The sequence below is a fragment of the Microcystis sp. MC19 genome (assembly GCF_003019735.1).
Taxonomy (GTDB): domain Bacteria; phylum Cyanobacteriota; class Cyanobacteriia; order Cyanobacteriales; family Microcystaceae; genus Microcystis.
In genome coordinates this window covers 1,122,785-1,147,976 of the sequence record NZ_CP020664.1, presented here as the reverse complement: position 1 = coordinate 1,147,976, position 25,192 = coordinate 1,122,785, and the positions used below count along the sequence as shown (strand labels likewise).

The window sequence follows — 25,192 nt, the reverse complement described above, 5'->3', positions numbered from 1 at the left end:
TACGGGCTTAAAATCCCTATTGGCAATCACTAAAACCGGTAAAGAACGAAAAGAATCGGGGTTCAATACCACAAACAGCCTCTACCTAAACCCGCCACTTGTTGCCAGCCAGGTCTAGGCATTAAATTAGAGAAGTCTTGTGCGTCAGTTTTCCTGACTGAATCTACTGCCTCGCCGATGTCTTGACTCGGTATCATACAGTTGAATTGGTTAGGTCTGCTTAGTCAGTCCAGTAGCCGAGAGGCTAAAACTCTTAATCACCGGATTTCGGGGACTCTCCAGTGGAGCGAGCATAAACCCTTGTAAAAGTCAATCCCTCTTAGGGATGAACTGCCCGATCCTATTCCCCGAAGCCTTGATTTATTGAGTCTATCAGGTTGTGGTCCGTTTTGGCAAGAGGGGTTAATGGCTTTTTAATCAATTCGCCAAAAGGCTTGATTTTCCGTAGGGGATAATTGTACAGACCGGTCATCTAAATATTTTCTGAGACTGGGGGAAGGATTGAGGAGATAAATATCGGTAAATTGATTTTTTAAGGATGGGATGGAAACCCTAGGGTCCGACTGAACAAATAAATACTTTGTCTTAGCAGCGGTGGTATGAATCAGGGGCAAGGTATCTAACCAATGTTCTGAAATAATTAGAGGTTTTTGACTGCGATTAATCATTGTATAAGCATTGGGAATATTGCTACCATAGCCCACATATCTAGTTGCCGGCGGTGGATAGGGAATTTTGGCAATTAATCCGAGAACTAGCAAGAATATTAAGAGAATTTTTGCCCAGCCTTGGCGCTGCTGTAATCCGTTGCTTAGTAAAAAGGTAACTGCCAGCAGCACACCGAGAAAACTCGGTAGGTAAAATCTGCCCACAGCCGTGTAGCGAAATCCTCGGATTAGATCCCAAGCTAAAAGAGAGAAAAAGGGGATAATTGTCAGGAGAATGATCAGGGTAAAAACTTTTTTATCGGCTTTTTTGCCCAGATAAATAAAGGAGATGATGACAAGGATAATTAGGCAGTATTCAATAATCGGGGTGATGGTGGGATTGGCTAAACTAAAATTATAAAATAAACGAGCAATCATTCCTACCCATCTTTGCCCAAGTACCCCTAGAGGTAAACTGCCTTCTGACCATCCAAAAACAGTAAATCGACTGGTAAAAATCCGGGTTAACCAAATTGAATAAATGCACAGGGAAGCAAGTAAGCTGATGCTATAGTGTTTTTTGGTTAAAGAGTTAAAAGAATTCATCTGTAGCAGAAAATATAGGCTATGAACTACTAGAACAAAGATAAAGAAAACATGGGTGTATAAACCAGCGATTAGGGATAAACTATAGAAAAACCAATCTTTTTTCGGTTGCGAAGAGTCAAGAGCTTTGAGAAATAACCAGCTAGAAAGTATCGAACAGAAAACATATAGGCCGTATTCCCAAATTCCTAGAGCATAACCGGTAAACCGCGGGGAAAAGAAGATAAGTGTAGCGGCAATTAAAGCGGCGTTTTTATTTTTAAATAAGGTCAAAGCTAAATGGTAAAAACTCCATAAAATACCAAACCAAATAATTACCGAAAATCCCCTTAATACTAGATAAGAATTGCCCAATAATCTTGCTAAAAACCAGAGGAAAATATAATAGAGAGGTAGATCGTAATTCGAGCTAGTATAAAGAGAGGCTAAGGTATCGGGAAACCCTTTCACAGAATTAACCCCTTGAAATTGCCAGAGTTGTTCTGTAGATTTAATTTGTCCGTCGAAGAGATAGTTAATTAACTGTTCGGTTCTGTTACCAGAAAGATGTAGTAAGACCAAAGATTCATCGTGCCAAACATAGCTATAGTAGGCGAGATGGACAAAATAGAAAATATTGACAATAATCAATAAACCGAAAGCAAATATAACCCCAGATTGACGGGTAAGCATAATTATCTCGATCCTGCTAAAAATCACTAATTACTGTTGACTAACTCCTGCTTAATCACTCTAGAATTTTGATGGGCAAGGGGTAAGGTAAACCAAAACTGTGAGCCAACCAGCGGGGTACTTTTTACCCCAATTCTCCCAGAGTGAGCCTCGATAATTTGCCGACATTGGTAGGAACCTAAACCGATTCCCGTTAGGTGTTGATTATGAAGATTTCTTACATATAAATGGAAAAGATGTTGACATTGTTCCTCATCCATGCCAATGCCATTATCGCTTAAAGTGCAGTAGAGCATATCTTGGTCAATACGAGCATCTAAAGCTAATTGAATCGGTGAAGGATTATGTTTTAAGGCATTATTTAATAATTGTTCAAAAACACTTCTTAGCTGACAAGGATCGGCATCAATAGCGGGTAAGTCATCGGGGAGAAGATTAATAAACGTAGCTTGATATAAATCAAAATCTTTTTGCCAATCTTTCAGCCAAATTTCCACCTGTTTTTTTAGAGATAGAGGTTGACGATGCAAGATTAAAGGCCGTTCTTCAGCAAAATGATTTTCTGATAAAGCATTAATTAAAGTTAATTGTCGATCGCAACTACGCACCACCTGATCGAGCATTGCTCGCGAGATAGTTACTTTTTCTGTTTGCCGACACTGTAAATTTTTTAATAACATCACTAATCCCATAATCGAGGTGCGAAGATCGTGGGATACTGCCTGTAAAAAAACCGTTTTCATTTCGTATAAACGCTGAATTTCCCGAACTTTTTCCCGCAGTTCCAGGGTTCTGGCCGCTACTTGCTGTTCTAAATTATTATTCAAGCTTTGCACCCTCTGATATAGTTGCGCTTGGCCGATAGCGATACAAACTTGGGTGGCTAACTGTTCTAATAATTTGACCTCGCTTTTTTGCCAATGACGAGGATGGGAATATTGATGAACCACTAAAGCGCCTAAATGTTGATGATTAACCTTTAGAGGTAAAACTAAAGAGGATTTAACTTGCAGGTATTCATAATAACCCTTGAGAGTGGGCAGCGTTTGCACCTTAGCGGTATTATCAGCAATAATTAACTTATCTAAAGAAAATAATTGTCCCAATTCTTCCAGTAATTCTGGTTCGGGAAACCAACCCATGAGCGAGGGAATCTGGGGACGACGGGACTCGGCGATTACCTTAGACCCCCCCCTCTCTTGACAGTGACCGATATAGACTTGATCGGCATCGAGAAAATTTCTGATTTCCTCAACAATGGTATTTAAAACCTGATCTATATCTAAAGATTGATGGACTTTTAAAGCAACTTGTGTTAGTAAATGTTCTCGTTCTAAAGTTTCATTTAAAGCTCGATCGATCTGTTGTCTTTCGCTAATCGCCGCCGATAAAAACAGCGAAGTTGACATGACAATGACTAAAAAGATTTGTAAGATCAAGACACCTCTGGTATAATCGGGAGCCTGTAGGATAAAAGGGCTGACTCCCCCGGCCAATCCCATCAAAGCTAAAATAGATACTAAAAAATTGGCTATTACCGCTCCCCAGGTCTGAAAACGCATAGCAGCCCAAACCACAAAGGGAAAAGGGAGATATTCAAGATACTGCACCATGCTCCAATCGGGGTTAAGAAAATTCTGTTGACCACCAAAAACCACGGAAGTCACCACCGTTAGCAAACTCAGACAAAGTAAGGCCTCGCCAAGGCGTTGGGGTTGCCGTGGTTCCCGCAGGGAGTGACGCTGGAAGCAAAAACGCAACAGCAGCGGCGTGGTCATTAAGATCCCCGTACTATCTCCGAGCCAGATAATGCCCCAAGACTGTCCAAATTGCCGCCAATCCCAAGTATTTAGCCAACTACGGGCAAAAGTATCGATAGTGGCATTGACTGCCGAGGCTAATAGGGCCGCTAAAAATACCAGTAAAAGGATATCGCGAATACGCTGTAAAGTGGCGGAAAATCTCAGATAATGCAAGAATTGCGCCCCTAACAGGGCTGATAAACTGCTCCCGATTGCCGAAAATAGAGCTATGGGCCAACTGGCCCCTAAAAGGAAGGTAAGAAGCAAATCCCCGATAAAAACGCCTAAAACTAGCCTTTTTCCCCCTAAAAAAACAGCAGTCAAGCCAATACCAGCACTCATCCAAATTGGGGCAGGTCGCGACCCTAAATTTAAGCAGAGATAGCCTAGCCAACCAACACCCAGATAAACCAGGGCAACAAGCACAATTTTAGACCGATCTGATGAAATCCGTAGCATTTTCAGTTATCAGTTATCAGTTATCAGTTATCAGTCATCAGTTATCAGTTATCAGTTATCAGTTATCAGTCATCAGTTATCAGTTATCAGTTATTAGGTTTAAGTTTTCAATTTTCAATAAATTTAGTATCTTTCACTGGTCACTGGTCACTGGTCACTGGTTACTGGTCACTGTTTACTGATCACTGGTCACTGGTCATGGGTCACTAAATCACTGTTAATCCATCTCCAGATTGCCTAAACTAGGAGTAGTTCTGCCTCATGCAGATGGGTGAAAACCGTACATTTTCCCGTTAGGAATCAAAGATCATGCGGATTTTAATTGTTGAAGACGATCCTTTAATGCAGTTAGGTTTAGAACAAGCGCTCGGTGAACAGCCGGATTTTGAGATCGTCGGTCAAGCTAGTGATGGTCTGGCAGCGGTACAATTAGCCCTATCCCTACGGCCCGATTTAGTGGTCATGGACATCGGTTTACCCCGTCTCGATGGCATTGCGGCAACCAAACAGATTAAGGAGGGTTTAGCTAATGTTCATGTGGTCATGCTCACTTCCCACACTCTCCAACAGGAAGTGATCGCAGCTCTGGCCAGTGGTGCTGATGCCTATTGTATCAAGGGAGCGAGTCTCGATCGCCTTTTGGCCGCTATTGAAGCAGCTAAGGACGGGGCCACCTATTTAGACCCTCAAATTGCCCGTTTAGTCATGGATAATCTCAAACCGCCAGCAGTGCAACCTAATCCCAATCTAGCACTTTTATCGGAGCGAGAAATGGAAGTTTTAAAGTTAATTGTTGAAGGCAAAAGTAACGCTGAAATCGCCGAACAACTTTATTTAAGCACCAATACGATTAAAACCCATGTGCGGGGAATTATGAATAAATTAGCCGTGGACGACCGAGTACAAGCGGCCGTCATTGCCCTGCGATCCGGTATTGTTTAAGGAGAAAATGGCGATTTACCCACAGGAATATTCTACCTCAATTGCTACTGCTACAATTGCTCAAAAAATCCCTTGAATAATTTATAATAATTGATCGACCTATCTCTGTTGGACAAACCATGACTATCGCTGAAAGCTTACCCCTAGTCGATTCCCATGTCAACCCTGAGATAATCTTCCCAGAAGGCGAATTTTGGAGTGATGAACCACCCTTGGAAAGTAACCTACATCTACAACAAATTATTTTACTAATTCAGTGTTTAGAATGGTGGTGGCGCGAGCGAGAAGATTATTTTGCCGCCGGCAATTTAACCATTTATTACAGTCCCAACCAGAAAAAGTCAGAATTCTTCCGTGGTCCTGATTTTTTCGTCGTTTTGGGGACAAATCCCAATCCCAACCGCAGAAGTTGGGTAATTTGGCGAGAAGAGGGCAAATATCCCAATTTAATTATCGAAATTCTTTCCGATAGTACCGCCAAAGTTGACCGAGAGGAGAAAAAACAAATTTATCAAGATATATTTCGCACTCCCGATTATTTTTGGTTTGACCCAGAAAGCCTAGAATTTGAAGGATTTACCCTAATTAGCGGTCAATATCAACCGATTACCCCCAATCATCAGGGACGGCTCTGGAGTCAACAATTAGGCTTATATTTGGGTTTATCCGCCAATAAATTGCGCTATTTTACCCCCGAAGGAGAATTAGTCCCCACTCCCGCAGAAGCGGCACAACAGGCAGAAAATCGGGCTGTGGAGGCAGAAAATCGGGTTTTAGAGGCAGAAAATCGGGCTGTGGAGGCAGAAAACCAAGTCGAGCAAGAAAAGCAAAAAGCGGCGAAATTAGCGGCTAAACTGCGGGAATTGGGCATAGATGCCGAGGAAAATCTCTAATCTCCTTTTGTTATTTAATAACGCTATTTTCGGTGAAAGGTGAGGGTATTTGGTGTCATTTAGAGGCTGAATAGTTGACTAATCGCAGAAAGCTCCGCGCAAGCGTAAATTTTGCCGCAATTCCTCGGTCATACCCACGTTATCGGCAAACTTTGCCCCCTTCACTTTTGCCCCGCTAAAATTCGCTTGAGTGATATTGACTTCAACCAAATTAGCTCCTTCTAAATTGGAGCCGATTAAATTAGCTAAAGCCAAACTAGAACGATAAAAATCAGCATAACTTAAATCGGCATTAGCTAATAAGGCTCCGCTTAAATCCGCTCCCTTAAAACTAGCATGACTGCCGTTAATTTCACTTAAATCAGCATCGGTTAAATTTGCCCCCCGCAGATTCGCTTGATAGAGATTAGCCATGCCTAAAGATATACCACTTAATTCCGCTGCTAGAAGATTTGCCCCAGTAAAATCCGTCAGGGGATTGAGTTCAGCTAATTGGGCTAATTCCCGAAAATCATCAGTAACAGCAGCATAAATTCCCTCGATTTGTGTCTGCAATTTCTCGAAATTTTCTGATGCTGCTGGTTGCGGTTCAACTAGAACAGTATCTAATTCTACTTGGGATGACCCTAAAGAAATACGACTCAAAAAAGCATCAAATTGATTTTCCATCAGGAAAAATGCTAACTTTCGCTCTAAAATACTATGTTTATTGGGACTTATATCATGTTTCCATAATCCCGATGTTTCCGTGATACAGATATCGGCAGCCGTCAGGGAAAATTGCACCGTCAGATGATAAGTTTCTTCCTCCACACTCACGGTTCCTAGGTTAATTCTTTCGAGCGCTCCTGTAAATATTGACTGAGGACTTTTGAACGATAACCGCCATTGATGATTATTAATACAATTTATGTATAACTCTTGACTAGAAAGAGGATTTGGTGTTAGGTGACAATTAACTAAAACAAAATCTAATTTTCCTCCTTTTAGTCCCCATTTGATTTCCCCAGCCAGGAGAGATTGAATTTGAGCTTGTAGGTGTAAAGTTAAATATAAATCAAATTTTTGCGAGTCGGTGGCTACTGGTTCTAGGGTTAACGATACACTATCGGGATAGCGATCGAAGGCAGCTAAAAGACGCATAATCTAAAAGAGAAAAGCTAAAATAAACAGTAAAAAAGTGGTGTTTCTCTGGCCCCAAAGCCGAGAACTCACCCCTATTTAAAACAATAGCTGATTTTCTCGATCCTCGCTGAACATTTCTTCAGCGATCGCTGAATGATTGCCGAAGAAAATCAAGGTTAAATTAGTTGACTTTCTCTTTTGGCTCTTCTAGGTTCTGTGTGATCAGTTTAACTTACAATATGATCGATCAATCTTTGTGTCCTTTGTGTCTTTGTGGTTCGTTCCACTCACTCGCCAGCAGGACTGTATCCTAGAATACATTTTACCCACCAAACCTGGGAGAGCCCTCTTTTTTGCCAATATTGCCGTCCGCATTAAAAAACATCGGCAAAAAGCGTTCCATAAACATTTGTGGATCCCGATTCCAGGCTTTTCGGGCCGCTTCTACCCGGAATAATTGCAATTTCGGGTCGAGAAGGGATTGGGGTAAACGTTCCATCAGATATTGAGGACGTTGCCAGAGCGGCATAGTGGCGGCGATTTCCATTAAATGACCGAAGCGGCGCAATTCTGCCCCCAGGGTGATATCCATACCCGATTCATAGGCGGCCTGTTCGATCGCCGAGTATTTAGCCTTAGCTTTTTCGACTTTTTGCCGATGTTCGGGGCTTTTTTGGGCAATTTTGGCTAACCAACGATTACCCCAACGCACATGGCCCGCTTCTTCGGGAAAGATTTTGGCGATCGTGTCCCGAATTTTCAGATTTTCTGGGGTTTGTTCCCCTGCTTTGAGGGCATAAATATGGGCGGCAAAGTATTCGCATCCCCGTTTTTCCGTGACGTTAATTGCCGCTAGGGCCGCAATCAGTCCATCTTCCCTTTGTTCTTCGCCTTGGAATTGGTCTTGATCGAGAAGACGTTCAAATTCGTCGATATAGGACAACCCCGGCGGTTTCCCCACATCGGCCCCCAATTCGATTAATAAATCGGTTAACCAGTAAGCATGGCGGGCCTCATCGGCGACGTGATGGGAAAGCTCCTGGATCAGTTCTTTTGGTTGTCCGTCTAAGGTTTCGATCAGTTCGGTCAGGTCTTTACAGCTACGTTGTTCGTTGTAGCGGTAACGATTGAGGGTGACAAGATGAATTTCGCGATCGCTAATGACACGCTTCATGATGTCGCGAGCGCTCATCGTCTTCTTGAATTTACGAGGGTAAGCAACGGTCATGATTTTGTATCGTTTTGTTAACGGCTTCCCGTATTCTAACGGAGTTTTTCCCCAATCTGGCAAGGGAGCGGGGAGCTTTTTTCAGTGATCAGTAAACAGTAATCAGTCAACTGAAAGCTTACATCTGATAACTGATCACTGATGCAAGTGGGAAACAAAATTAGGTGGTGAAGAAAAGATATTTGTCAGGAGAGTCACCATCATCAATGCTACCGAATCCCTAGCCAATGCCTTAAAAACCACTAAATCCCGTGGCACCTAGATAGACTTCCCTCCAGTGGGGACGACGATAATCTGGGTTAAAATAAATATTCCCGTGGCGGCAATTTTAAATTCTCCTGCTAATTTTACCTGTTTAAGCACCACCACAAAATGCCCCCCTTCAGGAATTTTATCGGGAATTTGACTTCTGTTGATCATGGGCTGGACTCCCCCGTTGTAACCGCAACTTAAACCTGCTTCTAGGCTGATTTCTTCCTGTTGCTGGTCGGGATGGGGAACGTATATGATAAATTGATAGGAGTCCCGCCAAGTATTGCTGATCGCTTCTTGGTTTTCTTCTTGATAATCCTGGCAAACCTTGCCTAGTTCTTGACCTACTTAGCTATCTTGATCGCAGATATTGACAAGGACATATTAATTACTCCCTGCTCAAATCTTGTCTCTCCTAATACATTCATTTTCTCTCATTCCCTACGCCCAATTAGTATTATTCAATCACGGGTAAATTAGTATTTATGTCAAGTTTTTAACAATTTTTTCGGAAAAAAGCTTAAATTATTTTAAGTAATTTGTCAGTTTATTACAAATAGACCTCTTGTAAAAATCAAAAATTGTTGTTAGGGTTAGGAGTCAGTAGCCAGTAGTCAGTAGTCAGGAGAATTAAGAATGAATAATAATCAGTTAAATGGTCTATTTACAGACTTTATGCCATTTAATCCTTATTTTTGCCGTTTTTGAACCCTGAAAAATTAATTATGCAAGAGGTTTAATCTATGTCAAAATACGATCACTAAACTGTTCCGCAGTTCCGTCGTTCCCGAAAAGAAAAACTTTGTACTTCACCATTAAGATAACTGCTATAGTATCAAGGAAACCTAGAATTGTCTATGAACACATTTACTACCCATCAAATTGTTAGTTTATTCTGCAAAAATCGAACTTTATACGGAGAAGTAATTCAGGTGATCGAAAGTCGTTCGGCTCTTTGGGTGCGTCCTCTTTGGTTAATTTCATCCGATAATTTTGAGACAATTGATGTACGGGAAGGTTCCGATTTAATCCTGCCGATGGACTTATTTAACCCCGCCTTAGATACGGAAGTTTTACCCCTATTCTCCCAAGTTATCAAAGATAATTATATCGCTAATATTTCCTATCCTCTCCAGGACTTTGTGCAGAAAGTTTGTCAAAATTATCCCGAATATTTTCAGAAAAATCTATGATTGACGAAGGCTACGTTAAATACAATTGTACTTGGATTCCTGACCGTCCCTTAATAAGCTCAGAGATTGCGGAATTAAATTATTGGCGCAATCGTCTCTATCGACTGGGATTAATCGGTCAATACGATAACGGAATCGGTTTTGGTAATGTGAGTCAACGAGGAAAAATAGACAAAGAAATCATTATTTCTGGCACTAACACCGGGGGAATCCCCGTATTAAATGAATCCCATTACACCACGGTTATAGACTACGATTGGAGAGAAAATCGGGTCACTTGTCGGGGAACAATCGCCGCTTCTTCAGAAACTCTCACCCATGGAGCGATTTATGAAGCGAATCCCCAGATTAATGGGGTGATTCATATTCACCATCGCCAGCTGTGGCAAAATTTGATGTATCGAGTGCCGACCACTCAAGAAAATATTGCCTATGGAACCCCAGAAATGGCCGCAGAAATTATCCGTTTATGCCAAGAAGATCGTCTAGAGGAGCAACAAATTTTAGTGATGAGTGGTCATGAAGAAGGAATTATCGCCTTTGGTCAAGATTTAGCAAAAGCGGGCAATTTATTGTTATCCTATTACTGGCAATTGCAATCATCTTGAAAGTGACCTCCTTTCCAACTCACCGCTGGGGGTGCAAAAGTGGTTTTAATTTAGTCCTTTTCATGTTAACTTATTCTGTAGATTTTCGTCTTTGAGGAATGCCATCGTGATCGACATCTTCCATCATCTATCTGTCTCGATCGATTTTTCGCCTCTTACCAATGTCTTGATGACTATTTCGGAGCAAGACGTGGATATCATCGGGAATTTCCAGAAATCCTTCTCAAATTTTGTCAAAACTGGGCAAGCATGGGCCCTATTAATCGGTTTGATTGTCGGTTATATGTTTCGAGGTTTTACTTCTTATTAACCTGAGTTCCGGTTAAGTAGATTGAGATAAAACCCAGTCCATCGGTTGGGAGAGCTTCTTGTTAGCGATCGCCTGTTAACCAAGGAGTTGAGAATCCAGAGTTGGCCAAGGTTTTCCCACAATCTGGTCAAAATTCGCAATCTGAAGAAGATGTTTTAATCGATTAGATTTAATATTCATGAGCAAATCCACAAAAATTGTCATCAAAACCAAGGTTAAACCAGCATTACTGGCGCAGATTGATGGGTTAGCGCAGGCGCAAAATCAGTCAATTTCTCAATTGATGCTGGCGGCTTTAAATCAATATCTTGATCTGGCAGAGAATCGACCTACTGCAACTGATTCATTGCAGATTATTCAAGCTGAATTGAAGTTATTGCAAGCTAAAATTAATAAGATTGATCAATTCAAACAAGAGGTTGATTCTCTATCATTTCGCTTAAACAATCTCGAACAACTCCTGTCGCCCCTGCAATCTCAGCAGTCTTTAACATTAGCTGCTGCTAATTTTTCCGCTGCTGTCGATTTTATTGGGGAATTAGATGAGGATGACATAGATGACGAACCAGATGAGATTTTAACCGATTTTGTTCCATGAATTGTAATTGCGGTTTTCTTTTTTTTGTTAACCAAAAATATTCCGTAGGGGCGCATTGCGTGCGCCCATAACTCTAGTTCCTAGCCAAATGGTAACGACAAATTAAATCTAACATTGTCAAGTTAAGATGCCATGAAAAAATTGATTAAAATAGAATTCGTTTTGATAGCAAAATATAATCAGTTTACGAGGAATCCAAGAGAGAGAAGATTCGATAGATTCTGATTTTAATAAGCTTTCTTTATCAATTCTTGTTGGCTTTTTATTAAGTCTTTGTCTGTGCGCTGGAATATTTTTAATGGTAACAAAGCAAAATTTATAATCTTTTAAAAAATCTTCTTCCTCCCAAAATATTTTACCAATTGTGCGACAATACTTGAATAAGCCTAAGGAGCATTTAAGTTGAGCAATAATGTCACTATTACTATCCTTGCCTGATTTTAGCTCTAGGAAAATAACATATTTACCTTGATATTTACCTTCCTCTTGTTCTACTAAAAGAATATAATCAGCGCGTTTACATTCATTCTTGTTATTTTTAAAAATTGCTTTAGGTGGAGGAAAAATATCCGATTTAACAACAAATACAGATACAGTATCAGGGATAGAGTGAATCTTAACAGAATAAGAGTTTTTGTCATCAGTTTCTGTTAAAATGACCTGCTTCTTACCATGATCACCTGTACTAGGTTTAACTATTGCATCATCTACAATTAACTCAAATAAAATTTTATAGTCTCTTGCTTTTCTGTCGGGCAAAAATTCCCGCAATTGAGCCAGCAGAACTAATCTGACTCTCGTATTTTTTACTAATAAAATCTGATTCACTAATCAAGAGTTCAACTTCAAAATTAGCCCCTTTAAATTTATCAATACTGGCGGCAAAAATGGTAGATAGATTTTTTGAATATTCTTGACAAGCTTTTGATAAAGCTTCAGGATAGTTTTTAAAATAATCCAAGAGATTTAAGTTAATAGAACCTTCCCTGAGTAATTGATTAATACATTTGTCTGGTATTGTAAATACTATTCTTTTTTTCCAAAAATACAAAAAACCAAACAGCGCATAAGTAGCATAGGTTTTGCCAGTATTATTATTGCCACAAATAATAGTTAAATCACCAAGCTCAAATTCAGCTTGTTTTAATATTCCTAGATTTTTAAGTTTAATTTTTCTTGCTTGTTTAGACATGATAGTAAATTGGGCATTGTCCAATGATAAGCTGTTCGTAATTTAAATTGCTTGTTGAGACGAGGCAAGAGGCAAGAGGCAACAGTAAAGAGATTGGAGGAGATTCGGCTAATCGAAGAATAAGCAGTTTAAATACGTCTTAGCTTAATCAGTTGCACTCAGCCTATTATCACCGAATTTATTATGAGATGTAGTTAAAGGTAGGTGGCCAGTTTTCGTTATTTTGTGCTTTCCATTCTTTAAATACTTCTGGTTCCTCTCCTTTGACAATGTACTTCATCGTGGTTTTCTTTCCTCTCTGCGAATCATAAGTTCTAGGCGAGTGAGTTCTGAATCCGTTGCGCTTTTAATCATCTCATGTAATCGATTCAATTCTGGATTTTTGGCTCTCCCAGCTTTGGTGGGTAAAATGTATTTTAAGATACATTTCTCAAGAGCGAGGGGGTGGAACGAACCACAAAGACACAAAGGACACAAAGATCGATCAATCCTATGTCAATTAAACTTATCACACAGAACCTAGAAGAGCCGATTTTTTAGCTTATCTATCGGCTCGACTGGGAAAATAGGCAAACTTTGACCTCCTTGCTCGATTTCTAGGGGAATAACTGTTGGTAAAACCTCCTCTAAAAGTGAGAAAAGATTTGGGCTTAGTTCTAAAGGGGCAATAGATAATCAGTCTTTAATAACTGGATTTAGGATTAGATAGTCAACAGCTTAGTAAATTTACGCTAGGGGCAAGGGGGGGCGGGGGAGATTCAGCTAATCTAAAGATAAGGGGTTAAAATGGGTCTTAGCTTAAAACCCTACACCCCAGACCCTGCCACCACGAAAAACTGTTTCGGCAAACCCTAGCTAGGGACTAAATTTGCACCTGTCTGAGATGACGACGGGGATCGGTGCTACGCTGAGATTTAATTTTCTCGTATAATTCCCGTTCGATCGCCGTTAACTCTTTGGGAGTATCGATGACAATTTTGACTAATTGATCGCCGCGTTGTCCTTTATTATCGATCCAACCTTTGCCTCGTAAGCGCAGGGATTGACCGGAACGAATACCGGCGGGAATTTTTACCGTCACCAGGCCATCGGGGGTAGGAACTTCAATCGCTGTGCCTAAAACCGCCTCATCGGGAGTAATCGGCACTTCACAGGTTAAATTATCGCCTTCAAAAGCAAAGAAAGGATGGGGTTCTAATTCCACATCGAGAAATAGATCTCCCCGTTGTTTACTCAAGGGATCGATTAGTCCTTTACCCCGTACCCGGAGACGATTACCGGTTTTAGTTCCTGGGGGGATTTTGATATCGATCATTTCTCCGGCTAAATTAACCCGTTTTTGTACTCCTCGTAAAGCTTCCGCAAAAGTCAGACGCAGTTTAGCGGTGGAGATACCAGAAGTGACGGATTGCGGTGCAGTACGAGAGCCGGCAAAGTCGTTAAAATTGCTAAAATCGCCAAATCCTCTCCCCGGAGTCCCGTAGGAATGGGAACCGGGGCGAGTACCGCCGGAGCGCCCCATGCGACCGAGCAGTTCATTGATAAAATCATCAAAGGTGTTGTACTGGCTAAAGTCAAAACCGTCCGAACCAAAGTCAACCCCCCCATTACCCGGCCAATTTGATCGCCCGGCCTGTTGCCAATATTGTCCAAATTGATCGTATTTTTGGCGTTTTTCGCTATCGGAGAGGACTTCGTAAGCTTCGCTAATTTCTTTAAAACGTTCTTCGGCGCTTTTATCGTTAGGATTGCGATCGGGATGATATTTGACGGCTAATTTACGAAAAGCTTTTTTTATTTCTTCAGCGCTGGCAGTTTTACCTACTCCCAGAACGGCATAATAATCTTTATAATCTGCGGCAGGCATCGATACGCTATCTCCTTAGCAATGAGGATTCAGTCGGAATATTCCTAATCTAACTTAATTTTATCGTTGTCAGGCTTGAATCAGTGATCAGTGATCGGTGAACAGTAACCAGTAACCGGTGATCAGTGAAAATAAAGTGCCAAAGTTTTCACTTAACACTATCTACTTAAAACTCCAATCTGATAACTGATAACTGATAACTGATCACTGAAAGGGAAATTGCCGACGACGACGATACCAAGTTCCTACAGCTACTAACAGAGCAATAAGGGTAAAAGCCACCATCAGGGGCAATATATCGCCTTTTCCTAAAGATTTTAAACCCGCACCCATCATGACAAAGGGTAAAATTCCGGGGACAGTGCCTAATAAAGTACCGATGAAATAATCGCGAAAACGGATAGAAGTTAATCCCGCAACAAAGTTAACGATACCGTAGGGAATAATCGGTAATAGACGGATAGCAAACATATAAAATAGGCCGCCTTGCTGCATTTCTGCATCGATCGCTTGCCATTTTCCCTGAAATTTTTTGGCGGTATATTCCCGGCCGATAGTACGGGTAAAAGCAAAGGCAACTATAGCGGCCACCAAAGCGGCGATCGTTGTCCAAACTGTTCCCATAACTACCCCAAAGATCGCCCCACCACTGAGGTTTAAGGGGGTAGAAGGCAGAATTAAAATTGTCCCGATCGTATAGAGAATAATATACAAAATGGGGGCTATAATTCCCATTTGTTTTAACCAGATCTGTAATTGTTGGGAGTCGATACCACCGAGCAGATAAACTCCCATCGCTGTGGCGATAATACAAATTATGGTTAGGATAATAACACTACTTTTAGTTTTAGACATTTAACGGCAATTTTGGGCTAAGTTCGGGTTGCAAAACATAAGATGCAGCTAGGGGCTATATTTCCCTATTGCCAAAAATATAGCAGAAATCGACTAAGAATCGCTCTCGATCTCAATATTAGCCGGCTGCCCGATCCGTCCCCAAATTACCCCCGATATCGGTTTGGGTAGTTCAGTTAATCTCCTGGCAAACCACGATCGAAAAACCATTGACTTTATAGTTATCGGCAATTACTGTCCCTTGATCCACAGACCAACAATTATAATTGGTTTCTGCCCAAGCTGCCGTGTCAATAATTCTTACCCAACGATAATTATTGGATGGGGAGGGAAGACGAAAATCCACCAGCAGATGATACATATTAATTAACACCAGAAAATCGTGATCACCGACGGCACTACCATCAATTAAAAACCAAATACAGCGATCATCGGCAGTTAACTCGCTAACCCCATCGGGTTTTTTAAATAAATAGGTGACATCATTGCCCGCATCGAGAACCAGATCCCCATAGCGGTGCTGTTTAAGTGCTGTATGATTCTGTCTTAAGTGAGCAATATAAGCGGCAAAAATAAATAAAGGATTGCGTTCTTCTTGATTAGTTCCCGTGCCAAAATTATTGTGATAAGCTTCCCGATAACCGGTGGGCAGTAGATGGGGTGAACGGGTGGCAATCATATCATAATTATTCCAAGTGGCCACACTATCAATATTGTAGGGATTATTATTACCATTTTGGCTGCGGCCAAATTCATCACCCCAGACAGTCATGGGAACACCGCGAGATAAAAATTGAATCGTCCAAAAGTTGCGTAATCTTTGGCGACGTAAAGCCTGATCACCCCCAGAATCCCAAGAATCGTTATTATTATTGCCGCCATCGGAAGGACCAAAGGGCCAGGGAGTGAGGTTATTTTTGTGGTTATAACTGACCAAATCCATCAGGGTAAAACCATCGTGGGCAACAATAAAATCGATCGATTTTTGTGGTCCGCCTTGGTCATTAAAATTGCGATAATCTCCGTTCACCTGTTCGATGAATTTAAAAGTATTACCATCCCCCTTGCAAAAACGCCGGATTGCATCGCGATAACGGCCATTCCATTCTCCCCAACCTGTCGGGAAATTCCCCACTTCGTAACCCCAGCGATCCCAAGCTTCGGCGATCATTTCCGCATCGTATTTCTTGCCTAATTTCTTGATCTTTGCTAACAAAGGATGTTTAGGAAAAAATTGTTTTTGTTTGCCCCGATCTTCTCGTTCATGACTAGAAGGAGTTCGACCGAGAACGGGGGCCAGATCAAAACGAAAACCATCAACTGCCATGGTTTCTAACCAATAGGTGAGGGAATCAAGAACCAGATTGCAGGTGACACTATGGGAAAAATTTAATTGATTTCCGCAGCCAGTGGCCCCATCGACTAGATAATGTTCGTCGGTGAGTTGATAGTATTCCACCACATCAAAACCACCAAAACTAACCAATCGGGTGACATCGTTGCTGCCCCAATTGCCCCCTTCTCCGGTGTGATTATAGACCACATCGAGATAAACTTCCATACCCTGGTCGTGGAAAGCTTTGACCATGGACTTAAACTCTCTGGTGGGTCCCCCGGGGGAGCGATCATAAGCATAACGGCGATCGGGGGCGAAATAACCAAAGGTCATGTAACCCCAATAGTTACCACCGGGGCGATCGTCGGGGTTATTATCGTTAGCGGTTTCCTGGACCGGTAAGAGTTCGATCGTGGTAAATCCTAGCGCTTTTAGGTATTTGGCCATATAGCCGGCTCCCGCATAAGTTCCCCTGTACTGGTCGGGAACGTTGGCCACTTCCTCAAAACCCCTAATTCCCTTGAGAATATCTTCTAAACGACTAGCGGAGGGGTGATTGCTGAAACCGCGTACATGGGCCTCATAAATGATCGCTTTTTCGGCACCCAGACGGGGACGAATCCCGGTAGAAGTCCCATCTGGAGCGATCACAATGCCTTTGGGCGACCATTTACCCGTATCGTATTGCCGCTGGATTACTCCTTTATAGTCCCCCCCTCCTGTGGCATAGATTCCAACATTTTCTCCGGCCGCGACCATGGCCGGGGTTTCTAGGTCGTGGGAAAGTTCTCGCGCGTAGGGATCGAAGAGGACTTTATTGGGGTTAAAACGATGGCCAAAATCGTCCACATCTGCCCGAAAACCGGCGTTACTGTGGCCTCTTTGCCATTTTTGATCAAATTGCCAATTGGGACCCCAACAGCGAAAAGCGTAGTAGCTGCCGTGGGCAATACCAGCGATTTTTGCCCGCCATATATCATCCTTTGGGTTTTTTGTCAACCAGTAATCATACTTAGCGTTTTCTCCCGTCGGGCGATCGTAGATTTCCAGAAGAATCTGACTGGCATTTCTAGAATAGACGGCAAAGGTGACACTATCGCTCCGATAATGCGCCCCCAGGGGATAGGTGGCATCAGCCCAGAGATGGCTATCTAAGGGCGCATAATTACCAGATTGGGGATGATTTTGACCGATCGCTGGTAACATAAATTGGCGGAATAATATCGCCTTTGATAATAGACATTTTTTGATCGAGGAAATAAGAAAAAAATCTAAAGCTTGCTCCCCCCAAAAAACCAGCTATGCAATTTGACCTAGAGATAAATTTTCGGCTTGTAAACAACCATTTTCTCGATGCAAGTCCCATTCAAGATAGGCTAATCTTTCTTTAATGTCCCGATTTTCTGCCGTCGGTAAACTAATTTGGTTAACTAAATCACTGACTAATTCATCTAGATGGTGTAGATTGCTAGGGAAATTACTAAGTACCTAAGCAAAATTAATTACACATTTCGATCAAGCTTTTGCCTTTTGCCTCTTGCCTTGTGCCTATCTTCACTAGGAAATTTATTTTGCACGACTACTTACATAATTTTCCTCTCTAAAGCCAGAATTGACAATCATCTTCTAATAAACTAGGATAAATTCCTTGTAAGCGTCGATAAGCAATAATATCCGCTCCATACAAAGGGATAGGTAAACGGGGATCTTTGAGAGAACCATAGTGAAGTAAAGTTAATTTTAACGTAGTGTCAACTAACTGTTTTAAATTTACTTGCTCTCCCAATTCATTAACTTTTAAGCGCAAGGGACGAGGAACACCAATTTTTTCAGAAACTTGGGACGTTATCAGGATAACTTCCCGATTTGATAAAGCTAAAGCTAATCCTTTGGAGGGAGCATTTATCTGTTTTTGCTCAAAATTATAAAGTCTAGGAATGCCAGTTTTATAACATTCTACGAGAATAAATTTAGCATTAATTGCTCTAGCTCTTGCCAGTAAATTGTCAACCTCCTTTCCTTGAAATTTACCATCTCTGTAAATGAGAACTGTCTGATTTTTTAGTTCAGCTTGCGGTAAACAATTTTCCAGAATCCGTTGAGGAATTTCTTCTCCCTCGGTTAAACTATCTTCTACCCGACAGCGAACAAATTCTCCCTGTTTTCCATATAGTCGCACACTTGCACAAACATTGAGACTCCCCGGAAGATTTTTTTTAGGAATCCTTCCCACATCTAAACCAATAAAATAATCGGCAATTTCTAGAGGTTCAGCAAGAACATAGGGTAAATTTCCTAATTTGGCTAGGATTCCGGGGACAACTTGATTGAGAATATTATTATATTGGCTCTTATTATTTAAAGTCTTCTCATAAATCATTTGAGTTATAACTCCACGATCCAAAAACTTTCTTTTAATCCACGAATATAAACTCCCTTCTTCAGTATTATCAGCATTGCGATCAGATTGGGGAAGAAATACTAAAGCAATATCTACAGGAATTTCTCCTCGAATTAATCGATCAACTGCTTCTTCCAGTCTAGCTCTTTTTTCAGAGCCTTCACCTTCGACAGAAAAATTTATTTGATTCTCTGGTGGCAAAATAGTCTCAAATTTATAAAGTTTTAATCGCTTTTCTAATTGCTCTCTAAAATCTCCCACTCTCAAATTAGCTGGTTTCAGAATAGCTAAACGAATTTTACGAGCAGTATCGACATATTCTCGATGACGTTTATACACACCACCCTTCGATAATCCTTTGAGAATTTCTCTTTTTTCTCCCCTTTCTCCCTTACCAAATAAGATAGGAGTTTGCTCAAGAGAAATAGAAGGAGTCCAAAAGACTTCGGGGTATTCTTGGCTGTTAATACTTCTTTCTCTTAACTGAAAACCAAAGTTATTTAAAGTCTTTTGTGCCTCCTGTTTATATAACTTTAATAGTTCTTGTCGTTCAGCATATAAGATTTTTGTTTCCTTTAATAAGTCTCCATGATTGACTTGAAATAAACTCTCATCCTCATCTGTTACAGAGGGTTTTAAAGCTGCTAATGGATAAATATACTCCTGGGGATTTTTGCCAAATTGTACCGCAACCACTGGTTGCTCCAGATGAGCTTCTTCTAATTTTCTTCGACTCATTGAACCTGTGGCTTTTTTTAATAAATCTTCTCTTCTTTCCCCAATTGTACCCGCTATTCTAATAATTTTAGCTGTCCCATTGGTTTCTATAGTTTTAACCTTTAAACCTACTAATAATTTCGCAGCATCTTGTCTATAGGGGTGATTTTCATAAAATTGTTCTAAATCTCCACTATAGACAATACTACTGTCAACAGTTAAACAAATAGCTGGATTAGTGTCATTGATGATTTCTGCCCAAAAATCAACTTCTCTCCTTACCTGTACTTGGTTTTCACTTATCTGACTATCTTTGGGAAAAACTATTGGATAGGAAAATTTACCAAATATTTTCAGAATTCTAACTGCTAATTGTGCTGTAACTAAAGCTTTTATCTGAAAGTCTTTTAGCCAATAAATAGAATAATAGTGATCGCCAATATCTTCTCGTAAAACCTCTTGAATATCTGATAAAGCTTCTTTCCACTGTTGTGGAGAGGGAAAAAATTTTTCATCTTTAGCTAATACCCAAAAACAATTATCTTCAAAAATAACCACCACATCGGGAAACTTCCGACTGAATTGCCAACTAAAACGATTACCTATTTTTCTAGTAACTTGATAATTAAGCTTAAAACAATTCAAACAAATATTATTGGTAGTCAAGAAACTAATTTCACTCAAAAAAATCGGGAAATTGGCTGTGTTAGCTGCTGTGTAATTCATGATCTAAACCTCCTTATTTGCATAATCACAAATCGATGTAAAAGGACAATAACGACAGGCATAGCCACTTTGGGGCGGGAAAATATGATAAAAATCTTCGTGGTGATCTTTATATTTTTGTAGTTGTTGCTGATGTTTTTTGGACAGGAAAACTAGTTCGATTTTAACTGCTTCCATTGCCTCGGAAGACAGGGATATATTTTCTGAGCTTGTTTGGGTTTCTAAATTGTAAAAAGAAGCGACAATTTTTTCCTGAGGATAAAGGTAACTAGCCGCCAGTAAATAAACATGAGCCTGACGACGATCAAAATTAGATTGACCAGTTTTTAAATCTAAAATATGTATAGTGTCATCAGCTTCTCTAAAAATACAATCAAAGGCAGCGTACAAATTAAACCGATAGTTACCTTGCTCGATAACAATAGGTTCTGGATAACCTTCATCGCCTCTAGATAAATTAATAATCTCTTGATTTAATAAAATTGGTTGTTGATAGTAATTGTTTAAAATTACTAAAACCCTAGCTTGAATTTCTGGCGATTCTTGATTTAATTGCAGGATTTCTGCAACTTGTTCCACCCCATCAAAACTGGATAATCTCGCTGGCTCTTGATGAAACTCAAAAACTCCTCGTTGTGCCAACTTACCAATTTTTTGCGACTGATTATCTTGTGATAGTAATCTTTGAACTTCTGGTTCTTTGTTTCGCGCTTTTTCAAACCCCCGTTTTGTCTGACAATGCCAATTCTCATGGCCCATCGCCGGTTTAAGCGAGCGCCAAAGAAGATAGCTCATCGGAGGATACCAAGGCTTTTTGGGAAACTGGCAGGACACGATTTTTCCCCTCGGTCAGGATAATGCTAGGATGATACGGCAGTGTTTGCTCTAGTGTTGACTAAAATAATCAACGCCAATAAACTAACTCTAGCCTATGTTGACTGAAATAGTCAACCCTTGATATAATTTTTTTTGAGCGATTGAGAGAAAAGCAGTGTCAGAAACATTTGGACAGGTTATCCGCAAAGCTCGTCGAGAGGAGGAATATAGTCAGAGAGAACTAGCTAAGTTGATTGGGGTGGACTATACCTATCTATCAAAGCTAGAAAATGATCATGTGGGTTATCCTCCTAGTCAGCAGGTGATTGAGTCCTTAGCGACTCATTTAAAATTAAATGCTCAAACCTTAGGGGAATTGGCAGGACGAATTAGTTCAGATGATCAAAAAGTCTTCAAAGAATTAGTTCAAAAATATCAACAAATGCCGATTTTATTGCGTCGCATGAAAGACAATCCCAATTTTGCCAAAAAAATTATTTCTGAGGCGACAAAATTAGAACCAGAGGAGTAAATATCTTGGATATTATTAAACCCTATAGTTTTATTCCCAAAGCAGTGATTGAAACTCAGGCAGACGATATTCTGAAGAAAGTAAAAGCTCATCGTCGTCGTCCCTTAAAAAATTGCGATCTTGCGGAAGCAGCGGCCGATCATTTTGATTTGGCTATTGAATGGATGGATATAAAGGCAGATAAAGAGGGAGAAATCGCTGCGATGATTATTCCCACAGAAAAGAAAATTATTCTCAATGAAGATGTAAAATTCTTAAAAGATTCTCAAAATTCATCCCTAGCAAAAGAAGGTTTTAAAAATTCGAGTTTAGCTCATGAAATTGGTCATTTTGTCCTTCATATTAATCAAACAGCCGTCTCTAATTTTTTGGATCGAATCAATCAGGGAGATTCCCTAGAGACAATTCAACCTTTTCTGTGTCGTACAGTTGATTCTAGCCAAAGAATTGAATGGCAAGCCCAATATTTTGCCAGTTGTTTACTAATGGCGATGAGTGAGTTAGAGAAAGTCATCAAGGGCCGTGACTTAACTAAATGGGGACATCTGTATGCGATCGCCGACGAGTTGGGAGTAACTATTACTAATCTTAGAAGTCGTTTAGAAAGTCTCCATTGGATTAAAGTCGATAAAAAAGTAATTTATCGGGGCAGTAATTTTCCTAAGAGATAGCTTCAATGTTCGGAGGGAGATTTTGCCCGTATCGAGCGACTTATTTGCTCATAATTTCGGCGGGTTGCGAGTTAGGAATCGGTTCAAAGTTGTGGTCGTCAGCCAGATATTCTGGATAGGTGGAGAATTGGGGTAGTATTTCTAGGGTAAAAGCTTCGGCAGCTTTTGATCGATAGCGATTCGGGTTAATAATTACCGACAAAGTGCGTCGTATTTCCACGTCTTTAATTCGGGTAGCGTGGATCACGCCCATTTGTAGTTCTTTTTCGATCGCTGTCACCGAGACAAAAGCCGCCCCTAAACCGGATTGGACGGCATTTTTAATCGCCTCGATCGAGTTAAGTTCCATCTCCACTTTTAAGCGTTTGGTATCGATCTCGCAACGAGTTAAAACCTTGTCGATGACTTTGCGAATCGTCGATTGGGAATCGAGGGTGATAAATTTTAGTCGATATAAATCCTCTTTTTGAATCATTTCTACCTTAGACAGAGGATGAAAAATCGGCAGGACTAAAGCCAGTTCATCTTCTGCGTAGGGGATAATCCGCAGGGTTTCTTGTAATTCGGCGGGAACTTCCCCCCCGATAATGGCTAAATCCACTTGACCGTTAGCAACGCTCCAAGAGGTGCGACGGGTGGAATGAACTTGTAGCTGTACGGATACTTCTGGATATTTTTGCCGAAACAGACCGATCATGCGGGGAAGAAGATAGGTTCCCGTGGTTTGGGAAGCGCCGACGATTAGGGTTCCCCCTTGCAGATTTTGTAGATCTTCGATCGCCCGACAGGTTTCTTGACAGAGACTGATAATTTTTTCGCCGTAGCTTAAGAGTAGGTGTCCCGCTTCCGTCAATTGGGCTTTCCGACCGCCTCGGTCAAATAACGGCACATTTAGCTGTTTTTCGAGGTTTTGTACCTGAAGACTGATTGCCGGTTGGGATACATACAGGGTATCTGCCGCCCGTTTAAAGCTTCCCTCAGCAGCGATCGCTTTGAGAATTCTCAGTTGGTCTAGGGTGAAAGGAATGTCGGTCATAGAAAGCCTCAAAAACAGCGACAGGAGAAGGGGAGGACAATAGCGACAAATCTTAAGCCAGTGCCGATAAACACACTGAATTGACAGTACCACACCACGGGGATCAATGCTTCAGCTAGTTCCAGTTATCAGTTACCAGTGATCAGTATTCAGGAGTCAGTATTCAGGAGACAGGAGACTCCGAGACAGGGTGATGGGGTGGTCACTGCCTGCGCGTTGCGGGGGGTTTTGGGGTGTTAGGGTTTTAGGGTTTTAGTTGAAATTCCCCCACTTCACCACTTCCCCACTTCCCCACCCCTGACTGATTACTGATCACTGTTTACTGATCACTGAAAAAGGCTGACCCAGCAATTATCGGGTTGACTTTTGTGTACCACTTAATCCTTATTAACCAAGAATCTTAATGATATTTTAAGATTTTTTAACAAACCGCCCCTAGCTGAGATGAACGTATATCCTAGAGGGGAGCGAGTATAGATTCCTATTCCCGTTCGATCGGTCCCTAATTCTCTGGAGATCAGCATTCATGCTTACTTTGCTCCGTTCCCTGCTATTTTCCACCCTATTAAGTTTTGTTGCCCCCGTCCTCCTGGTGGGTTCCATTTTAACTGCTTTATTGGCCACCAGTCACGTCCCCGGCTTTACTTGGGTTTCTCAGACCGGTTTTAGCCAAATCCTGCAATTTTTAACCATTTTCGGCGGCGGTTATCCCCTACAAGGAATGTTCACCATCGCTGTCACCTTTGCTTTTGTTGGCAGTTTATTCGATTTATTTAACTTTTACGTCTATCAAACCAATCGGGGACAGTAACAGGCAAAGGGTGACATTGACTGTCTAGAATGGGAATGAGGTTTTTATGGGATCGAATCGTCTATGCGCCCTATTTTCTACCGTTTTTGGCTACTAACAATCATTTCCCTGCTGCTCACTCTGAGTATCGGGATTATCGATCCCCAACCTAGTTTCGGGCGCTCGTGGATGGATTTACTTTTTCGCGGTGTGCAGGTTATTCAACTTTCGACTATTTCCCCTCAGCAGGAAGTCGCCCTCGGTAGGCAGATTAATCAAGGTTTACTAGAATCAGGTAAGATAAAACTGGCCAAAGATGCCAGAATTAACCAATATGTCCAAGAAATCGGGCAGCGATTAGCGGCAACTAGCGATCGCCCTGATCTTCCCTACACTTTTCAAGTGGTGCGCGACAATAGCATTAACGCCTTCGCTACTATGGGCGGATTTGTCTATTTACACACGGGATTGATTAAAACTGCCAGTAATGAGGCGGAATTAGCCAGTGTGATTGCCCATGAAATTGGCCATATCGTCGGTCGTCATTCTATCACCCAATTACGCAATACTGCCCTCGCCCAAGGACTTCTCAGTGCGGCGGGATTGGACACAAAAACTTGGGTACAATTGGGAGTCAATCTCGCCTATAATCTGCCCAATAGTCGCAAGGATGAATTAGAAGCGGACCGACTGGGTTTAAACAATCTAGCTGAGGCTGGTTATGCCCCCACGGCCATGATCTCCTTTATGGGAAAATTAGCACAACAAGGCGGTTCTACCCCGACAATTCTCAGCACCCATCCTGCCACAGGCGATCGGATTTTGGCACTGCAAAAACAGCTTAATTCGGTTAATAACAAGCAGAATCAAGGTTTAGACGAGGATTATTACCAATTGCAGATTCGTTCTCTCCGCTAA

24 protein-coding genes are annotated in these 25,192 nt (G+C 41.2%); 11 read left to right on the top strand and 13 right to left on the bottom strand.

The annotated features are described in order from the left end of the window. Positions 1-413 precede the first annotated feature (413 nt). A complete protein-coding gene (locus tag B5D77_RS05920; RefSeq protein ID WP_106908462.1) occupies positions 414-1,925 on the bottom strand; it encodes a glycosyltransferase family 39 protein in 1,512 nt (503 codons plus the stop codon). Between the two features lie 26 nt (positions 1,926-1,951). Further along, positions 1,952-4,186: an MASE1 domain-containing protein gene (locus B5D77_RS05915; RefSeq protein WP_106908461.1), complete on the bottom strand. Its 2,235-nt coding sequence runs from the start codon at positions 4,184-4,186 to the stop codon at positions 1,952-1,954. Here B5D77_RS05915 and B5D77_RS05910 point away from each other — a divergent pair. The 3 genes from B5D77_RS05910 (at position 4,171) to B5D77_RS05900 (ending at position 6,021) form a co-directional block, all read left to right on the top strand. Then, positions 4,171-4,368, top strand: a complete 198-nt coding sequence (locus B5D77_RS05910; RefSeq protein ID WP_106908460.1) for a hypothetical protein — start codon at positions 4,171-4,173, stop codon at positions 4,366-4,368. The genes B5D77_RS05915 and B5D77_RS05910 overlap by 16 nt on opposite strands. Positions 4,369-4,495: 127 nt before the next feature. After that, positions 4,496-5,128: a response regulator transcription factor gene (locus B5D77_RS05905; protein ID WP_008205394.1), complete on the top strand. Its 633-nt coding sequence runs from the start codon at positions 4,496-4,498 to the stop codon at positions 5,126-5,128. A gap of 119 nt (positions 5,129-5,247) precedes the next feature. Next, complete coding sequence (locus B5D77_RS05900) at positions 5,248-6,021, top strand: Uma2 family endonuclease (protein ID WP_008205392.1); 774 nt, start codon at positions 5,248-5,250, stop codon at positions 6,019-6,021. Positions 6,022-6,099: 78 nt separating this feature from the next. On the opposite strand, the gene B5D77_RS05895 is transcribed toward B5D77_RS05900, so the two are convergent. The 3 genes from B5D77_RS05895 to B5D77_RS26490 all read right to left on the bottom strand — a co-directional run bounded on the left by B5D77_RS05895 (position 6,100) and on the right by B5D77_RS26490 (position 8,794). Continuing rightward, entirely contained in the window at positions 6,100-7,164 is a 1,065-nt protein-coding gene (locus B5D77_RS05895; RefSeq protein ID WP_008205390.1) for a pentapeptide repeat-containing protein, read from the bottom strand. 304 nt (positions 7,165-7,468) lie between these two features. After that, positions 7,469-8,374, bottom strand: coding sequence for a ferritin-like domain-containing protein (locus B5D77_RS05885; protein WP_008205388.1), 906 nt, complete (start codon positions 8,372-8,374; stop codon positions 7,469-7,471). Positions 8,375-8,632: 258 nt separating this feature from the next. After that, positions 8,633-8,794 (bottom strand): hypothetical protein, encoded by a 162-nt coding sequence (locus B5D77_RS26490; RefSeq protein ID WP_008205386.1) that lies wholly within the window; start codon positions 8,792-8,794, stop codon positions 8,633-8,635. Positions 8,795-9,483: 689 nt separating this feature from the next. On the opposite strand from B5D77_RS26490, the gene B5D77_RS05875 reads away from it, so the two are divergent. From B5D77_RS05875 to B5D77_RS05860, 4 genes are all read left to right on the top strand, one after another. Beyond that, positions 9,484-9,819, top strand: coding sequence for a hypothetical protein (locus tag B5D77_RS05875; protein WP_008205385.1), 336 nt, complete (start codon positions 9,484-9,486; stop codon positions 9,817-9,819). Continuing rightward, on the top strand, positions 9,816-10,427 hold the full coding sequence (locus tag B5D77_RS05870) for a class II aldolase/adducin family protein (protein WP_106908459.1): 612 nt from the start codon (positions 9,816-9,818) through the stop codon (positions 10,425-10,427). The genes B5D77_RS05875 and B5D77_RS05870 overlap by 4 nt, the downstream gene beginning before the upstream one ends. 106 nt (positions 10,428-10,533) lie before the next feature. Further along, positions 10,534-10,737, top strand: a complete 204-nt coding sequence (locus tag B5D77_RS05865) for a hypothetical protein (protein WP_051011189.1) — start codon at positions 10,534-10,536, stop codon at positions 10,735-10,737. Between the two features lie 178 nt (positions 10,738-10,915). Continuing rightward, positions 10,916-11,335, top strand: coding sequence for a ribbon-helix-helix protein, CopG family (locus B5D77_RS05860; RefSeq protein WP_008205378.1), 420 nt, complete (start codon positions 10,916-10,918; stop codon positions 11,333-11,335). Positions 11,336-11,452: 117 nt separating this feature from the next. Here the strand turns inward: B5D77_RS05860 and B5D77_RS05855 are convergent, their stop codons facing one another. The 7 genes from B5D77_RS05855 to B5D77_RS05825 form a co-directional block, all read right to left on the bottom strand. After that, entirely contained in the window at positions 11,453-12,094 is a 642-nt protein-coding gene (locus tag B5D77_RS05855) for a hypothetical protein (RefSeq protein WP_039900475.1), read from the bottom strand. Next, a complete protein-coding gene (locus tag B5D77_RS05850; RefSeq protein WP_008205373.1) occupies positions 12,066-12,527 on the bottom strand; it encodes an AAA family ATPase in 462 nt (153 codons plus the stop codon). Before B5D77_RS05850 ends, B5D77_RS05855 begins: the two co-directional genes overlap by 29 nt. A gap of 862 nt (positions 12,528-13,389) precedes the next feature. Then, positions 13,390-14,394, bottom strand: a complete 1,005-nt coding sequence (locus B5D77_RS05845; RefSeq protein ID WP_008205371.1) for a DnaJ C-terminal domain-containing protein — start codon at positions 14,392-14,394, stop codon at positions 13,390-13,392. Between the two features lie 204 nt (positions 14,395-14,598). After that, entirely contained in the window at positions 14,599-15,249 is a 651-nt protein-coding gene (locus tag B5D77_RS05840) for a TVP38/TMEM64 family protein (RefSeq protein ID WP_008205369.1), read from the bottom strand. Positions 15,250-15,421: 172 nt separating this feature from the next. After that, the gene (locus B5D77_RS05835) at positions 15,422-17,791 is read right to left on the bottom strand and encodes a glycogen-debranching protein (RefSeq protein ID WP_106908458.1); all 2,370 of its coding nucleotides are present in this window, start codon (positions 17,789-17,791) and stop codon (positions 15,422-15,424) included. 394 nt (positions 17,792-18,185) lie between these two features. Continuing rightward, positions 18,186-20,429 (bottom strand): Piwi domain-containing protein, encoded by a 2,244-nt coding sequence (locus B5D77_RS05830; protein WP_106908457.1) that lies wholly within the window; start codon positions 20,427-20,429, stop codon positions 18,186-18,188. A gap of 3 nt (positions 20,430-20,432) precedes the next feature. Beyond that, positions 20,433-21,224: a PD-(D/E)XK nuclease family protein gene (locus B5D77_RS05825; RefSeq protein ID WP_106908456.1), complete on the bottom strand. Its 792-nt coding sequence runs from the start codon at positions 21,222-21,224 to the stop codon at positions 20,433-20,435. Between the two features lie 196 nt (positions 21,225-21,420). Here B5D77_RS05825 and B5D77_RS05820 point away from each other — a divergent pair, with 196 nt between their 5' ends. Both B5D77_RS05820 and B5D77_RS05815 read left to right on the top strand, forming a co-directional pair. Beyond that, complete coding sequence (locus B5D77_RS05820; protein WP_008205286.1) at positions 21,421-21,777, top strand: helix-turn-helix domain-containing protein; 357 nt, start codon at positions 21,421-21,423, stop codon at positions 21,775-21,777. 5 nt (positions 21,778-21,782) lie between these two features. After that, positions 21,783-22,448: an ImmA/IrrE family metallo-endopeptidase gene (locus B5D77_RS05815; protein WP_106908455.1), complete on the top strand. Its 666-nt coding sequence runs from the start codon at positions 21,783-21,785 to the stop codon at positions 22,446-22,448. Positions 22,449-22,488: 40 nt separating this feature from the next. On the opposite strand, the gene B5D77_RS05810 is transcribed toward B5D77_RS05815, so the two are convergent. Continuing rightward, on the bottom strand, positions 22,489-23,484 hold the full coding sequence (locus tag B5D77_RS05810; RefSeq protein ID WP_106908454.1) for a LysR family transcriptional regulator: 996 nt from the start codon (positions 23,482-23,484) through the stop codon (positions 22,489-22,491). Between the two features lie 526 nt (positions 23,485-24,010). Between B5D77_RS05810 and B5D77_RS05805 the strand changes: the two genes are divergently transcribed. Together B5D77_RS05805 and B5D77_RS05800 are read left to right on the top strand one after the other, a co-directional pair. After that, positions 24,011-24,295 carry a hypothetical protein gene (locus B5D77_RS05805; protein ID WP_008205280.1) on the top strand — a complete coding sequence of 95 codons (285 nt, stop codon included), beginning with the start codon at positions 24,011-24,013 and terminating at the stop codon, positions 24,293-24,295. Between the two features lie 63 nt (positions 24,296-24,358). Then, complete coding sequence (locus B5D77_RS05800) at positions 24,359-25,192, top strand: M48 family metallopeptidase (protein ID WP_008205278.1); 834 nt, start codon at positions 24,359-24,361, stop codon at positions 25,190-25,192.

Bases quoted from the DNA above. Each gene is read 5' to 3' on its own strand.
- B5D77_RS05920 (WP_106908462.1), bottom strand. From the start codon at position 1,925: ATGCTTACCCGTCAATCTGGGGTTATATTTGCTTTCGGTTTATTGATT.
- B5D77_RS05910 (WP_106908460.1), top strand. From the start codon at position 4,171: ATGAAATCCGTAGCATTTTCAGTTATCAGTTATCAGTTATCAGTTATC.
- B5D77_RS05915 (WP_106908461.1), bottom strand. From the start codon at position 4,186: ATGCTACGGATTTCATCAGATCGGTCTAAAATTGTGCTTGTTGCCCTG.
- B5D77_RS05905 (WP_008205394.1), top strand. From the start codon at position 4,496: ATGCGGATTTTAATTGTTGAAGACGATCCTTTAATGCAGTTAGGTTTA.
- B5D77_RS05900 (WP_008205392.1), top strand. From the start codon at position 5,248: ATGACTATCGCTGAAAGCTTACCCCTAGTCGATTCCCATGTCAACCCT.
- B5D77_RS05895 (WP_008205390.1), bottom strand. From the start codon at position 7,164: ATGCGTCTTTTAGCTGCCTTCGATCGCTATCCCGATAGTGTATCGTTA.
- B5D77_RS05885 (WP_008205388.1), bottom strand. From the start codon at position 8,374: ATGACCGTTGCTTACCCTCGTAAATTCAAGAAGACGATGAGCGCTCGC.
- B5D77_RS26490 (WP_008205386.1), bottom strand. From the start codon at position 8,794: ATGATCAACAGAAGTCAAATTCCCGATAAAATTCCTGAAGGGGGGCAT.
- B5D77_RS05875 (WP_008205385.1), top strand. From the start codon at position 9,484: ATGAACACATTTACTACCCATCAAATTGTTAGTTTATTCTGCAAAAAT.
- B5D77_RS05870 (WP_106908459.1), top strand. From the start codon at position 9,816: ATGATTGACGAAGGCTACGTTAAATACAATTGTACTTGGATTCCTGAC.
- B5D77_RS05860 (WP_008205378.1), top strand. From the start codon at position 10,916: ATGAGCAAATCCACAAAAATTGTCATCAAAACCAAGGTTAAACCAGCA.
- B5D77_RS05850 (WP_008205373.1), bottom strand. From the start codon at position 12,527: ATGTCTAAACAAGCAAGAAAAATTAAACTTAAAAATCTAGGAATATTA.
- B5D77_RS05845 (WP_008205371.1), bottom strand. From the start codon at position 14,394: ATGCCTGCCGCAGATTATAAAGATTATTATGCCGTTCTGGGAGTAGGT.
- B5D77_RS05840 (WP_008205369.1), bottom strand. From the start codon at position 15,249: ATGTCTAAAACTAAAAGTAGTGTTATTATCCTAACCATAATTTGTATT.
- B5D77_RS05835 (WP_106908458.1), bottom strand. From the start codon at position 17,791: ATGTTACCAGCGATCGGTCAAAATCATCCCCAATCTGGTAATTATGCG.
- B5D77_RS05830 (WP_106908457.1), bottom strand. From the start codon at position 20,429: ATGAATTACACAGCAGCTAACACAGCCAATTTCCCGATTTTTTTGAGT.
- B5D77_RS05825 (WP_106908456.1), bottom strand. From the start codon at position 21,224: ATGAGCTATCTTCTTTGGCGCTCGCTTAAACCGGCGATGGGCCATGAG.
- B5D77_RS05810 (WP_106908454.1), bottom strand. From the start codon at position 23,484: ATGACCGACATTCCTTTCACCCTAGACCAACTGAGAATTCTCAAAGCG.
- B5D77_RS05805 (WP_008205280.1), top strand. From the start codon at position 24,011: ATGCTTACTTTGCTCCGTTCCCTGCTATTTTCCACCCTATTAAGTTTT.
- B5D77_RS05800 (WP_008205278.1), top strand. From the start codon at position 24,359: ATGCGCCCTATTTTCTACCGTTTTTGGCTACTAACAATCATTTCCCTG.